The organism is Cupriavidus sp. SS-3, from assembly GCF_035818815.1.
Taxonomy (GTDB): domain Bacteria; phylum Pseudomonadota; class Gammaproteobacteria; order Burkholderiales; family Burkholderiaceae; genus Cupriavidus; species Cupriavidus taiwanensis_C.
Genome location: NZ_JAYLVT010000018.1, coordinates 14,514 through 28,730, shown reverse-complemented (window position 1 = coordinate 28,730; position 14,217 = coordinate 14,514). Strand labels below are relative to the sequence as shown.

Below are 14,217 nucleotides of genomic sequence, written 5' to 3'. Positions count from 1 at the left end.
TCCTACGCCGTTTTCCACCACCGTCGTATCTAGAAAAGGAGTGCATCATGCAATCGACTTCGTCCTGGCTGCGCCGCTTGCGCTGGCTGCTGCCCACGGTTGGCGCGGTCGTATTCAGCCACGCCGCGGCCGCGCAAACGGCAATCTGCTACAACTGCCCGCCGGAATGGGCGGACTGGGCAGCGCAGATCCGCGCGATCAAGGAGAAGACCGGCGTCACGGTGCCGCACGACAACAAGAACTCGGGCCAGTCACTGGCCCAGATCGTCGCGGAAAAGGCCAATCCGGTGGCCGACGTGGTGTATTACGGCGTGACGTTCGGCATCCAGGCGCAGAAGGAAGGCGTGACGGCACCCTACAAGCCCGCCAACTGGAATGACATCCCCGACGGCCTGAAGGACCCGCAGGGCCACTGGTTTGCCATCCATTCGGGCACGCTGGGCCTGATGGTCAATGTCGACGCGTTGCGCGGCAAACCGGTGCCGCAGTCATGGGCCGACCTGCAGAAGCCCGAGTACAAGGGCATGGTTGGCTATCTCGACCCGGCCAGCGCCTTTGTCGGCTATGTGGGCGCGGTGGCGATCAACCAGGCGCTGGGCGGCTCGCTGGACAACTTCGGCCCGGCCCTCAAGTTCTTCAAGGACCTGCAGAAGAACCAGCCCATCGTGCCGAAGCAGACCGCGTACGCGCGCGTGCTGTCCGGTGAAATCCCGATCCTGCTGGACTACGACTTCAACGCCTATCGCGCGCGCTACAAGGATCGCGCCAACGTTGCCTTCGTGATTCCCCGGGAGGGCTCGCTGGTGGTGCCCTACGTCATGAGCATGGTCAACAAGGCACCGCACCCGGCGGAAGCCCGCAAGGTGCTGGACTTCGTGCTGTCCGACGCCGGCCAGTCGCTGTGGGCCAATGCCTATCTGCGCCCGGTACGGGCCAAGGCCGTGTCCAGGGAAGTGGAATCGCGCTTCCTGCCGGCCTCGGACTATGCGCGTGCGAAGACCATCGACTACGGCAAGATGGCCGAAGCGCAAAAGGCCTTCAGCGACCAGTACCTGAAGGAAGTGCGCTGACGTCGCGCCGGGGCGCGCGTCGGCCCCGGCCAGTCCCCCTCGAGATGGAGAAACCCATGCGCCGTCGCACCACTGCGCCAACCGCCCGCACGCTGATCGTCTTCGCGCTGCCGGCGCTGATCGTTTTCCTGGCATTCTTCTGCCTGCCGATGGCCAAATTGCTGGCGGTCAGCGTGGCGGGGGAAAATGGCGCGGGAGTCTACTGGACCGTGCTGTCCAGCCCGCGCTATCTGCACAGCCTGCTGTCCACGGTGCTGTTGTCGGCCTCGGTGACGCTGGCCACGCTGGCAATCGCGGGCGTGGCGGGGACCTTCCTGCAGCGGCATCCGGTGCCGGGCAAGCCGGTGCTGGTCGCCATGCTGACCTTTCCGCTGGCCTTTCCCGGCGTGGTGATCGGGTTCATGGTCATCATGCTGGGCGGCCGCAACGGCCTGCTCGCATCGGTGGGCGACCTGCTCGCCGGCGAGCGCTGGACCTTTGCTTATGGCATGGCCGGGTTGTTTGTCGGCTACCTGTATTTCTCCATTCCACGCGTGATCCTGACCGTGATGGCGGCGGTCGAAAAACTCGACGCCTCGCTGGAGGAAGCGGCCCGCTCACTGGGCGCCGGCCGGTGGCGCGTGGTGCGCGACGTGATGCTGCCGGCGCTGATGCCCGCACTGATCTCCAGCGGCGCGATCTGCTTCGCCACCAGCATGGGCGCGTTCGGCACCGCCTTCACCCTTGCCACGCAACTCGATGTGCTGCCGCTCACCATCTACAACGAGTTCACCAACTACGCCAACTTCGGCATGGCCGCCGCACTGTCCATCCTGCTCGGGGTCGTGACCTGGGCGCTGCTGGCGGTGGCGCGTCATCTTTCCGGCAACGCGGTTGCCGCCACCGCGTAGGAGCAAGCATGAAGACCAACCGTCGCGGCTCCGCCTATTGGGCGCAACTCGCGCTGACGCTCGCCGTTTGCGCGTTCATGACCGTCCCCGTGGCGCTGTCGGTGCTGGCCGGACTCACCAACAATATCTTCGTCGGGCTGCAGAGCGGCCTGACCACGCGCTGGGTCGAGGAAGTGTGGGCCCTGTACCGCAACACCATCTTCCTGTCGCTATGGATCGCGCTGGCGTGCCTGGCCTGCACGCTGGTGCTCGGCGTTCCGGCCGCCTATTACATGGCGCTGCGCCGCAGCCGCGTGACCCGGCTGATCGAAGAATTGCTGATGTTGCCGGTGGCGATCCCCGGACTTGCGACGGCACTCGGCCTGATCCTGCTGTATGGGGGCCTGCCATGGCTGCGCACCAGTTGGATCTTCATCCTGATCGGGCATGTGCTGTTCACCTTGCCCTTCATGGTGCGCTCGGTGCTGGCCATCATGTCCGCCATCGATATCCGCACGCTCGAGGACGCCGCCGCCAGCCTCGGTGCGACACGCATGCAGCGTTTTTTCACCGTGGTGCTGCCCAATTGCCGGCAAGGGATACTCGCCGGCGCGCTGATGGTCGTGACGCTGTCGGTCGGCGAATTCAACCTGACATGGATGCTCCATACGCCCACCACGCAGACGCTTCCGGTCGGACTCGCCGACAGCTATGCCTCGATGCGCCTGGAGATCGGCTCTGCCTACACCATCGTGTTTTTCCTGATGATCATTCCGCTGCTGGTGATCATGCAAATGGTGTCCGCGCTGGGTGCGCGGGCCCAACGACATCCGGTACAGGACACGCCCATGCCACTCGCCACGGTCACCAGCTCGCATAACTCGCCAGCCGGACCGGACAGCACCCCGCAGTCCCAGCCACAGACGGAGGCCCCCCGCCATGCATGAGCCCACCCCCATCGCCCTGCGTCAATGCGGCAAGACGTTTCCCGACGGCACGCGCGCGCTCGAGCCACTGGATCTGGACATCGGTGCCGGAGAAACTGTCGTGCTGCTCGGTCCGTCCGGCTGCGGCAAGACCACCACGCTGCGGATGATCGCGGGGCTGGAATTTCCCGATACGGGCGGAGAGGTCCTGTTCGGCGGCGCAGCGGTCACGCATCTGCCGATCGAGCAGCGCGGCGTCGGCATGGTGTTCCAGAACTATGCCCTGTTCCCCAATATGACCGTGGCCGAGAATATCGGCTATGGCCTGCGCGTGCGCAAGGTCGACGCCCAGACCCGCCGGCGTCGGGTCGACGACATGCTCGCCATGATGCAGCTGGGCGCCTTCGCCAACCGGCGCGTCGACCAGCTGTCCGGGGGCCAGCGCCAGCGCGTGGCGCTGGCGCGCGCCATCGCCGTGCAGCCGCGTGTGCTGCTGCTGGACGAGCCGCTGACGGCGCTCGATGCCAAGCTGCGTGATGCGCTGCGCGCCGACATCAACCAGCTGCTGCGCAGCCTGCGCATCACCACCGTGTATGTCACGCACGACCAGGCCGAGGCGATGGCGCTTGGCGACCGGATCATCGTGATGGACAAGGGGCACATCGCGCAAAGCGGCACGCCGCAGGACATCTACCGGCATCCGGCCAATGCTTTCGTCGCGGACTTCATCGGCACGATGAATCGCTTGCCGGCGGCTGCGGATCACCAGGTATGGCGCGTGCCTGGTGGCGCATTGCCGCGTGAGCCGCGGCACATGGAGGTGGCGCAGGTGGAGCTGATGTTCCGGCCCGAGGACGTAGCGCTGGCCGACGCACCCAATGCGCCCGACGTCCATGTGGCCGGCAGTGTCGTCACGGCCCTGTTCCTTGGCCATGCAACCCGGCTGCTGGTCGATGTTGGCGCACCTGCCCCGATCGTGCTCGATACCGCGCGACGCGACCGCTGGGTAGCCGGCGACCGCGTTGGCCTGCGCATCGATACCGGCCATCTGTTGACGGTGCCTGCTGCGCCCTCCGTGTCAGTAGGGAGCGCGGCATGATGCAGAGCGCCCCCCAGGCCACGCCCTACCTGGTCGCCCACATCACGGACCTGCATATCAAGGCGGGCGGCAGGCTTTCCTACCGGCGCGTGGATACCGCGGGCGCCCTGCGCCAGTGCATCGACACGCTGCTGGCGTTGCCTCAGCGCCCAGACGTTGCGGTGGTGACCGGCGACCTGGTCGACTTCGGCAGCGAGGATGAATATCGCTTTCTGCGAGGGATCCTTGAATCCTTGCCGATGCCGGTGCGGCTGATGCCGGGCAATCACGACAGCCGCGGCGCACTGCGCCGCGTATTCGCAGATCACGCCGATCACGCCTATCTGTTCGCCGCGGGCGATGCCGACGCCCCGGTCCATTACCGCATCGACGCGGGGCCCTTGACGCTGATCGCCTTCGACTGCACCGTCCCCGGCCATAGCGGCGGGCGCGTGGACCCGGATGCGCTGCCATGGCTGGAAGCCGCGCTGGCCGCCGCCCCGCAGCGTCCCACCCTGCTGATGCTGCATCACCCGCCTTTCCACACCGGCATCGGCCATATGGACCGGCAGGGCCTGGAGAACGCCGCGCTGCTCGAAGCCGTGGTGCGGCGCCATCCACAGATCGAGCGAGTGCTGTGCGGCCATCTGCATCGGCATATCACGCGGCGCTTCGGCGGCACCATCGCCATGACCGCGCCCGGCCCGGCGCACCAGGTCGCGCTGGACCTCGACCCGCAGGCGGCTTCGCGCTTCCGGATGGAGCCGCCGGGCCTGCTGCTGCACTGGTGGCATCCCGTGCACGGACTGGTCACCCATGCCGTTGCAATCGGGGACCACGGACCTGCGTATCCGTTCTTCGATGCACAGGGGAAGCTGATCGACTGAGGCAATAGCTTGTACAACCCTGCGCAGCGGCCAGGAAAAATACTTGCCGCAGTGCCCAGTGAGCGGCCTCACAAGGCCAGCCGCTGCGCCGCCTCCATCCCCGCCAGCACCTTGTCCAGCGTCACCGGAAATTCCCGCACCCGCACCCCGGTGGCGTTGTAGACCGCGTTGGCCACCGCCGCCCCCGCGCCGCACACGCCCAGTTCGCCCAGCCCCTTGATGCCCAACGGGTTGGCGTTCGGGTCGGGTTGGTCCAGGAACACCACCTCCATCTGCGCCACGTCGCCGTTGACCGGCACCAGGTACTCGGCCAGGTCGTGGTTGATAAAGCTGCCGTAGCGCGGATCCAGCAGGGTCTGTTCCATCAGCGCGGCGCCGATGCCCCAGGTCATGCCGCCCAGGATCTGCGAGCGCGCGGTCTTGGGGTTGAGGATGCGGCCGGCGCCGATCACCGCCAGCATGCGCCGCATGCGGATCTCGCCGGTATCGGCGTCGACCGCGACTTCGGCGAAATGCGCGCCATAGGCGTGGTGCGAATGCGCCTTGTACGCTTCGCCCATGCCGGCCACCTGGCCTTGCGCCTGCAGCCCGCCGGGCGCGACGCTTGCCATCAGGTCGTCCAGCCGATGCGTTTGCGCGCCGAGGGTGACGCTGCCATCGGCGAAGCGCACCGCCGCGGGCGCGGCCTGGTGCGCCCCGCTTGCGGCGGCCACGATGCGGGCCTTCAGTTGGGTGCAGGCGTCGGCCACCGCGGAACCCGCGCTGGCCGCGCCCCAGGATCCGCCGGAGCCCGCCGTGCGCGGGAAGCCGCTGTCGCCCAGTTCGACCCGCACCCAGTTCAGCGGCACGCCCAGGCTCTCGGCGGCGATCTGCGTCAGGATGGTGTAGGTGCCGGTGCCGATGTCGGTCATGTCAAGCCGCACCGTGACGCGCCCGCGGCTGTCCATGGCGACCTGTGCCGCCGCGGCGCCGAGGTAGTTCGGCCGTATCGCCGCGGCCATGCCCATGCCGACCAGCCAGCGTCCTTCGCGCACGCTGCGGGGCGCGGCGCGGCGGTGCTGCCAGCCGAAGCGCGCGGCGCCGGTGCGCATGCAGTCCACCAGGTTGCGGGTCGAGTACGGCAGGCCGGTCTCGGGCTCGCGCTCGGGCTCGTTGCGCACGCGCAGTTCGATCGGGTCGAGCCCCAGGCGCTCGGCCAGCTCATCCATGGCGCACTCGAAAGCCTGCATGCCCGGCGCCTCGCCGGGCGAACGCATCCATTCGCCGCGGTTCAGGTCGACCGGTACCAGCCGGTGCCGCGTCGCGCGGTGGGGCGCGGCGTACAGCGCGCGCGCGAACACCGCGGTCTGCTCGCAATACTCCTCGAACCGGCAGGTGGCCGACCAGACCTCATAGCCCATTGCCGACAGCCTTCCGTCCCGGTCCGCGCCCAGGCGCACGCGATGCGACATGGCCGCGCGATGGCCGGCGTTCGCATACATCTGCTGGCGCGTCAGCGCGATCTTGACCGGCCGCCGCAGTTCGCGCGCCGCCAGCGCGGCCAGCACGGTGTCGGCATGGACGATCAGCTTGGCGCCGAAGCCGCCGCCGGTGAAGGGGCTGACGATGCGCACCCGTTCCGGCGGGATGCGCAGCGTGGCGGCCAGGCCCGCCTGGAAGTTGCCCAGCGTCTGCGACCCGGTGTAGACGGTCAGCCCCGCATCCGACCATACCGCCATGGTGGCGTGCGGCTCCATCGGGTTGTGGCTCTGGTACGGCGTGGCATAGGTCACGTCGAGCGCCACCGCTGCCTCGGAGAACGCGCTGGCAAAATCCCCGGTCGCGCTGTCGGGCGTGAATCCGGCATTGGTGCGCGGGGGCTTGTAGGCCCCGGCCAGCCGCGGCGCCAGTTCGAATTCGCCGCGCTCGGCCTGGTAGCGCACCTGCACCAGCGCGGCGGCGGCGCGCGCCGCCTCGAAGCTCTCGGCTACCACCAGCGCCACCGGCTCGTCGTAATAGCACACGCGGTCCGATGCCAGGTAGGGCCGCGCGCGCGTGAACACGTCGCGCGGCGTGGGTGGCACCGATGGCCCGAAGGCCGGCTGCGCCGGCGCGTTCCGATACGTCATCACATGGATCACCCCCGGCGCCTGCCGCGCCTGCCGGGTATCGATGGCAACGATGCGGCCGCGCGCGATGGTGGCGCCCACGATATAGCCGTAAGCCGGCGGCACCGGCCCTGCCGCGGGCTGTTCATAGGCATAGGTGGCGCGGCCCGTCACCTTCAGCCTGCCGTCGACCCGGTCGATGGGCAGGCCCACCGGAGCGCCCGGCCCCCGGCCCGCATTACCCTGCATCTTTGTCGTCATGGTTCGTGTCCGTCGCCATGTGCCCGTGGCGGCAAGCGGTCGGCGGCCCGATCCAGCCGCGCACCCGGGCACCAGTCCGTGTCAGGTCCGCTGCGGAACGCCCTGCGCCGCGGCGGCCAATGCCTGCCGCACCGTGCGTAGCGCCAGCGGAATCTTGAAATCGTTGCCGCCATGGCCGCGCGCGCCCGCGAGCGCCGCGTCGGCTGCGGCCTGCCAGCTGGCGGCATCCGCCGCCCTGCCGCGCAGTGACTGCTCGGCGCCGTCGGCCCGCCATGGGCGCGGCGCCACGCCGCCCAGCGCGATGCGGGCGCCGCGCACCTGGCCGCCGGCCACATCGAGCACCAGCGCCACCGACACCAGCGCAAACGCATACGAGGCACGGTCGCGCACCTTGCGGTAAAGCTGGCGGCCAGCCGGCGGGGGCGGCAGCGTGACCGCGGCGATCATCTCGCCGTGCGCGAGCTGGGTCTCGAGGTGCGGCGTCGCGCCCGGCAGCCGGTGCAACTCGCGCACCGGGATGACGCGCCCGCCGCCCTGCGGCAACACGGTATGCACGCGCGCGTCCAGCGCCGCCATCGCCACCGCCATGTCGGACGGATGCACGGCGATGCAGGCTTCGCTGCCGCCCAGGATGGCGTTCATGCGGTTGTGGCCCTGCATCGCCGCGCAGCCGCTGCCGGGCGTGCGCTTGTTGCAGGGCATGTGCGGATCGTAGAAATAGGCGCAGCGCGTGCGCTGCAGCAGGTTGCCGGCGGTCGACGCCTTGTTGCGGATCTGAGCAGATGCGCCCGCCAGCAGCGCCTGCGACAGCAGCGGATAGCGCGCCCGCACGCGCGGGTCCGCCGCCAGGTCGCTGTTGCGCACCTGCGCGCCGATGCGCAGCCCGCCGTCCGCGGTATCCTCGATCACGGCGAGCGGCAGCCGGCTGATGTCGACCAGGTGGCGCGGCTGCTCGATGCCCAGCTTCATCAGGTCGAGCAGGTTGGTGCCGCCGCCGATAAAGCGGGCGCCGTCCCGGCTGGCGACGGCCTGCGCCGCCTCTGCCGCGTTGCCGGCGCGCTCGTAGCTGAAGCTCATCATGCCCGGCCTCCGTCGGCTGCATCGCGGATCGCGGCGACGATGTTCGGATAGGCCGCGCAGCGGCACAGGTTGCCGCTCATGCGCTCGCGGACCTCGGCCTCGTCGAGCGCGAACGTCCGCGCGGCGACATCGCGGCTGGCATGGCTGGGCCAGCCGGCACGCACCTCGGCCAGCATGCCGACGGCCGAGCAGATCTGGCCGGGCGTGCAGTAGCCGCACTGGAACGCGTCACGCGCGATAAATGCGGTTTGCAGGGGATGCAGCGTATCGCCGTCCGCCAGTCCTTCGATGGTGGTGATGGCGTCGCCATCGTGCATCACCGCCAGCGTCAGGCAGGCATTGATGCGGCGGCCGTTCACCAGCACTGTGCAGGCGCCGCACTGGCCGTGGTCGCAGCCTTTCTTGGTGCCGGTCAGGCCGAGCTGGTTGCGCAGCGCGTCCAGCAGGGTCGTGCGCACATCCAGTTGCACCGCATGTTCCGCGCCGTTGATGCGCAAGGTCAGCGGGCGGAGCGGCACGGCGGCGGGCGCGGCGTTCGAGGCTGAGGATGGGCCCGCGGCGCCCTGCGCCGGCGCAGGGCCGACTGCGAACAGCATGCCGCTCGCCGCGCTGGCGCGCAGCACCGCGCGGCGACCGGGGTTTTGCGGATGGTCCGCCTGATCCATGGCCTGCTCCTGGTGAGGACGGCAGGGCCTGGCCCTGCCGCGCGGCGCGACAGACTTCCCCAGCGGAAGCCGCCACAGCCGGCACCGCCAGTATGTCGGCGCCAGCGGGGCGTTTCTTTCACATATCAGGCGGAACTATCAGAATCCCGGAGCAAGTGCTGCCGATAGCTGCGCGGCGTGGTGCCGGTCAGGCGCTGGAAGGTGGAGGTGAAATGGCTCTGGCTCGAAAATCCCAGTTCGAGCGCCACGGCACTGATCGGCAGCGCGCTGCCGCGCAGCAGTGCTTGCGCGCGCCGCACGCGCCGGTCGATGACGTAGGCATACGGGGCCATGCCGGTCTCCGCCTTGAAGCGCCGTGCGAAGGTGTCCACCGGCATGCCCGCGACGCCGGCCAGGTCGCACAGCGACAGCGACGCGTCCAGCCGCGCATCGATATAGTCGGTCAGGCGCGCCAGCAATCGCTGGCCCAGCCCCTGCACGCGGCGCGCGGGCGCGGCCGGCGCGGCGCCGGCGAGGCGCAGCGCCACCAGCGACACCAGCTGCTCCAGGTAGACCGCTTCGGGCACGCGGCCAGCGGCCATGTCGGCGCTGAGCGAGGTCAGCAGTGCCTGCACCACCGCATCGGCGGTGCCGTTGATGCGCATCGGCAATTGCGCCAGCCGGTCGCAACCCGGCAGCGCCAGCGCCGGATCGAGCCACAGCGCCGTGTAGACCAGGTCGGCGTCGCGGAAATGCCCGCTGCGTTCCGCGTGGGCAGGCACGAAACTGAGCGTGCCGGGCCGGTCGCGCCCGTCGTGCATCAGGCGACCTTCGCCGTAGACGCAAGTGCGGGCGGTCGAGCCGCGCTCGGTCAGCACGATCAGGTGGCGCGGCGCCTTCCAGCGAAACTCCGCCTCGCCGCAGGCCCAGTGGCGATGGTCGAACACCAGGCCGCCGTCGAGCATGGAGGTCGTGTACGCGGCAGCGGTCCTGGCCTGGCGTGCCTTGAGGCGGCCTTGACCGATGGCTGGAGTCAGGGTCATGGTCGTTCCTTTTGCAGGGACTGGGGGCGACACGTGGCAGTGGCGCACTCAGGTCAGCGCAGCCAGCAGCATGCGCTGCGCCGACTCGCCGTCCGGCACGGGCGGGCGCTCATAGTTTCCTTCAGGCGTCATCATCCACGCTTCGCACCGATCGGACAGGTACGGCTCGAGGCCCTCGGAGAAGACGCGCTCCTTCAAGCGGGGATCGAGCACCGGAAAACTTATTTCGATGCGACGCGACAGGCTTCGTTCCATCCATTCCCCGCTCGACAGCATGACCTTGTCGGCGCCGCCGTCGTGGAAGCAGAAAATGCGCGAGTGCTCGAGAAACCGGCCCATCACCGATTTCACCGTGATGTGCTCGGACAGTCCGGCGACACCCGGACGCAGCGCGCACGCGCCCCGCACGATCAGGTCGATGCGCACCCCCTGGCCTGACGCGTCGTACAGCGCCTGGATCAGCTCGGGCTCGAGCAGCGCATTCATCTTGGCGATGATGCGCCCCTTGCGCCCGGCCCGGGCGTGTTCGGCCTCGCCCCGGATCGCCGCCAGCAGCTGCTGCTTCAGCGTAAACGGCGATTGCCAGACATGGGTCATGCTTTGCGTCTGGCCGCGGCCGGTCAGCTGGCTGAAGACCTGAGCCACGTCCTGGGTCAGCGCTTCATCGCAGGTCAGCAAGCCGAAATCCGTATAGCTGCGCGAGGTCTCGTGATGATAGTTGCCGGTGCCGAGATGCACATAGCGCCTGAGCCTTCCGTCCTCGCGCCGCACCACCATCAGGATCTTGGCGTGCGCCTTGAAGCCGACCACGCCGTAGACCACATGCGCCCCCACTTCCTCGAGTTGCCCGGCCCAGCCGATGTTGGCCTCTTCGTCGAAGCGCGCCATCAGCTCCACCACGGCCGTGACCTCCTTGCCGTTGCGCGCGGCCTCGATCAGCGACGACAGCAGCGCCGAGTCATGCCCGGCCCGATACACCGTCTGGCTGATCGCCACCACATCCGGATCCTGCGCCGCCTGCCTGACGAAATCGACCACCGGCGCAAACGACTGGAATGGATGGTGCAGCAGGATGTCGCCATCGCGCATGGCGCGGAAGACATCGGGCTGGTCCCGCAGCGCCTTGGGCAAGGCCGGCCGGAACGGCGGGTATTTCAGGTCCGGCCGGTCGACCTGGTCCGGCACCTGCATCAGGCGGACCAGGTTGACCGGGCCGTTGACCGCGAACACCTCGGCGGGTGCGAGGCCAAACTGTTCCTGCAGGAACGCGGTCATGGCGCGCGGGCAGTTGTCGGCCACCTCGAGCCGCACCGCATCGCCGAGGTGCCGGTGCGGCAGTTCGCCCTGCAGCGCCTCGCGCAGGTTCTTGACCTCTTCCTCGTCGACAAACAGCTCGCTGTTGCGGGTAACCCGGAACTGGTAGCAGCCGCGCACCGTCATGCCGCTGAACAGCTCGCCGACGTGGGCATGCAGGATCGAAGACAGGAACACGAAGCCGTATTCGCATCCGGCCACCTGCGCTGGCAGCGCGATCACGCGCGGCAGCGCCCTGGGCGCCTGCACGATGGCATTGCCGGAGCTGCGGCCGAACGCATCCTTGCCCTCGAGCTCCACGGCGAAGTTCAGGCTCTTGTTCAGCACCCGCGGAAACGGATGCGCAGGGTCCAGCCTGATTGGCGTCAGGACCGGCATCAGCTCGGCAAAGAAGAACTCGCGAATCCAGTCTTGCTGCGCGGCATTCCACGATGGCCGCCGCAAGAAGCAAATCTGCTCCCGGGCCATGGCGGGAATCAGCACGTCATTGAACAGCCGGTACTGTTGACCGACCAGCTCGCGCACGCGCTGGTTGACCGCGGCAAAAACGGCCTGCGGCGTCAGCCCGTCCGGGCCGACCACCGGCGACGACAGCACGCACTGTTCCTTCAACCCCGCCACGCGGATCTCATAGAACTCATCCAGGTTGCTGCTGAAGGTGCACAGCGCACGCAGGCGCTCGAGCAGCGGCATGGCAGGATCGGCCGCCTGTTGCAGGACCCGCTCAAAGAACGCCAGCTGGCTGAGTTCGCGGTTGATATAGAGCGCATTGCCGTTGGACACCGTAGCCGCATCCGCCAGGTCGCCCGGCTGGCCCTCCCCGCGCGGGGCCGGCGGCTCGTCATGCATAACGCTGGATTCGTGTTTCATGATGCCGTGCCAAGAGAAGCTGTTTTCAGATTCTAGCTGGCGTATTGCGCATACCGGCGCGATTCCGCTTCCGGCGTTGGCGAAGGACGCCCTGCCCCGGAACACGCATATCCAGCCAATGTGACGCCTGCACCAGCTAGGCCGTCTGCAAGGCGCCACCGCGCGCCATGCGGCGGATCGCCTGCGGCGGTTGCCCGAACGCCCGCAGGAAGGCCCGCCGCATGCGCTCGGCATCGCCAAAGCCGGTATCCCGGGCCACCACGTCGATGGGGTGGCGTCCGCTTTCCATCATCAGCCGCGCCGCCTCCACGCGCAGGCGCTCCACGGCTTTGGCCGGGCTTTGCCCGGTTTCGTCGCGGAATGCGCGCGAGAACTGGCGGGCGCTGAGGTGCGCGGCATTCGCCAGCTGCTCCACCGACAGGTCCTGCTGCAGGTTCTGCCGCGCGAAATCCAGCGCGCCGCGAATGCGATCAGAGCGCGGCTCCAGGTCCAGCAGCGCCGAAAACTGCGACTGGCCGCCGGCGCGGCGATGGTAAACAACCAGGCTCTTGGCCACGCCGCGCGCGACGGCGGCGCCCGCGTCCTTCTCCACCAGTGCCAGCGCGAGGTCGATGCAGGCCGACATTCCGGCCGAGGTCCAGACCGGACCGTCGATGATGAAGATGCGGTCCTCTTCCACGCTGACGTCCGGGAAGCGGCGCCGCAGCTCCTCGGCGTAATACCAGTGCGTGGTGGCACGGCGGCCGGCCAACAAGCCCGCCTCGGCCAGGGTGAAGGCGCCGGTACACGTGGCGCCGATGCGTCGCGACGTGCGCGCCGCGCGCTGCAGGAACTTCACCAGCGCCGGCGGCGCGGGCATGACGTCATTGTCTCCCACCACCAGCACGGTATCGAAGCGACGCCGGCCAAAGGGCGCGGTGCTGACGGCAAAGCCCCCGGAACTCGCCACGGGGCCGCCATGTTCGGACAGCAAGTGAACCTGGTACAGCGGCTCGCCAAGCGCCCGGTTGGCGAACTCGAGCACCGTCGACACCGCAAGGTTCAGCGCCTGGAAGCCGGGATAGAGGGCTAGGGCCACATGGTGCATGGCGAACTCCTGGTGGCGGCGGAAGGCACATTTCCAGCCATGGCATAAAAGGTGGGATCTACGACATTGTTGCCATCGCCATTGTGCACCTAATCTTCGATGCACGCAGCGGCGATACGCACCGCCGGCTGCCACGGACCTTCTCACTGCCTTCCCACTGTTATGGAGCTTCAACGTGACAACTCATACCTACGCTGGCACCGCCCTGATCACCGGGGCGTCTTCGGGCATCGGCGCCATCTACGCGGATCGGCTCGCGCGCCGCGGCCATGACCTGATCCTGGTGGCGCGCAACCGCGGCCGGCTCGAGACCCTGGCACGGCGGATCACCGACCAGACCGGGCGTTCCGTCGAGATCGTCACGGCCGACCTGGGCCAGGCTGCCGAATTACGCCATGTCGAGAACATCCTGAGGACGGACGCCAGCATCACCACGCTGGTCAACAACGCGGGGTTCGGTGGGGCGTCGCCGTTGCTGGCGTCGGATGCAGACACCATGCAGGCAATGATCGAACTCAACGTCACGGCGCTGACCCGCCTCACCTACGCCGCAGCGCCGGCCTTCGTGGCGCGGGGCCAGGGCACGATCATCAATATTGCGTCGATCGTCGCGATCGCGCCCGAGGTGCTGAACGGCGTGTACGGCGGCTCCAAGGCCTTTGTGCTGGCCTTTACCCAGTCGCTGCAGCATGAGCTTGCCGGCCACGGCGTACGCGTCCAGGCGGTGCTGCCAGGGGCGACCCGCACGGCGTTCTGGGACGTTGCCGGGCAGCCTGTCGAGAACCTGCCGCAAGCGCTGGTGATGGACGGCGACGACCTGGTCGATGCGGCACTGGCGGGTCTGGACCAGGGCGAGGTGATCACGCTGCCGTCGTTGCCTGACGCCGGGGACTGGCAGGCCTTCGAGGCGGCACGCGCCGCGCTGGGGCCAAATCTTTCGCGTTCGCAGCCGGCCGCGCGGTACGGCATTGCGCGGTGAGGGTCCGCCTCCGGAGTGCCCG

12 protein-coding genes are annotated in these 14,217 nt (G+C 68.6%); 6 read left to right on the top strand and 6 right to left on the bottom strand.

The features are described from left to right. Positions 1-47: 47 nt before the first annotated feature. Genes U9J39_RS23000 through U9J39_RS22980 form a run of 5 tightly spaced genes read left to right on the top strand, consistent with a single transcriptional unit; the run spans position 48 to position 4,830 of the window. Positions 48-1,070, top strand: coding sequence for an ABC transporter substrate-binding protein (locus U9J39_RS23000; protein ID WP_115709323.1), 1,023 nt, complete (start codon positions 48-50; stop codon positions 1,068-1,070). Between the two features lie 56 nt (positions 1,071-1,126). Then, positions 1,127-1,960, top strand: a complete 834-nt coding sequence (locus U9J39_RS22995; protein WP_062799089.1) for an ABC transporter permease — start codon at positions 1,127-1,129, stop codon at positions 1,958-1,960. A gap of 8 nt (positions 1,961-1,968) precedes the next feature. Beyond that, positions 1,969-2,886, top strand: a complete 918-nt coding sequence (locus tag U9J39_RS22990; RefSeq protein ID WP_326348175.1) for an ABC transporter permease — start codon at positions 1,969-1,971, stop codon at positions 2,884-2,886. After that, positions 2,879-3,964: an ABC transporter ATP-binding protein gene (locus U9J39_RS22985; RefSeq protein ID WP_326348174.1), complete on the top strand. Its 1,086-nt coding sequence runs from the start codon at positions 2,879-2,881 to the stop codon at positions 3,962-3,964. The genes U9J39_RS22990 and U9J39_RS22985 overlap by 8 nt, the downstream gene beginning before the upstream one ends. Continuing rightward, positions 3,961-4,830, top strand: a complete 870-nt coding sequence (locus U9J39_RS22980; RefSeq protein WP_326348173.1) for a phosphodiesterase — start codon at positions 3,961-3,963, stop codon at positions 4,828-4,830. The genes U9J39_RS22985 and U9J39_RS22980 overlap by 4 nt, the downstream gene beginning before the upstream one ends. A 68-nt stretch (positions 4,831-4,898) precedes the next feature. Here U9J39_RS22980 and U9J39_RS22975 read toward each other — a convergent pair whose 3' ends face one another. The 6 genes from U9J39_RS22975 to U9J39_RS22950 all read right to left on the bottom strand — a co-directional run bounded on the left by U9J39_RS22975 (position 4,899) and on the right by U9J39_RS22950 (position 13,216). After that, a complete protein-coding gene (locus U9J39_RS22975; RefSeq protein ID WP_326348172.1) occupies positions 4,899-7,178 on the bottom strand; it encodes a xanthine dehydrogenase family protein molybdopterin-binding subunit in 2,280 nt (759 codons plus the stop codon). Between the two features lie 81 nt (positions 7,179-7,259). After that, entirely contained in the window at positions 7,260-8,258 is a 999-nt protein-coding gene (locus tag U9J39_RS22970; protein ID WP_326348171.1) for an FAD binding domain-containing protein, read from the bottom strand. After that, positions 8,255-8,923, bottom strand: a complete 669-nt coding sequence (locus tag U9J39_RS22965) for a 2Fe-2S iron-sulfur cluster-binding protein (RefSeq protein WP_326348170.1) — start codon at positions 8,921-8,923, stop codon at positions 8,255-8,257. The genes U9J39_RS22970 and U9J39_RS22965 overlap by 4 nt, the downstream gene beginning before the upstream one ends. Before the next feature lie 125 nt (positions 8,924-9,048). Continuing rightward, on the bottom strand, positions 9,049-9,945 hold the full coding sequence (locus U9J39_RS22960; RefSeq protein ID WP_326348169.1) for a helix-turn-helix transcriptional regulator: 897 nt from the start codon (positions 9,943-9,945) through the stop codon (positions 9,049-9,051). Between the two features lie 48 nt (positions 9,946-9,993). Beyond that, on the bottom strand, positions 9,994-12,129 hold the full coding sequence (gene ppk1, locus U9J39_RS22955; protein ID WP_326348168.1) for a polyphosphate kinase 1: 2,136 nt from the start codon (positions 12,127-12,129) through the stop codon (positions 9,994-9,996). Positions 12,130-12,265: 136 nt separating this feature from the next. Continuing rightward, complete coding sequence (locus U9J39_RS22950; RefSeq protein ID WP_326348167.1) at positions 12,266-13,216, bottom strand: GlxA family transcriptional regulator; 951 nt, start codon at positions 13,214-13,216, stop codon at positions 12,266-12,268. 175 nt (positions 13,217-13,391) lie between these two features. On the opposite strand from U9J39_RS22950, the gene U9J39_RS22945 reads away from it, so the two are divergent. Then, complete coding sequence (locus U9J39_RS22945; RefSeq protein ID WP_326348166.1) at positions 13,392-14,195, top strand: SDR family NAD(P)-dependent oxidoreductase; 804 nt, start codon at positions 13,392-13,394, stop codon at positions 14,193-14,195. The last annotated feature ends 22 nt before the right edge of the window (positions 14,196-14,217 follow it).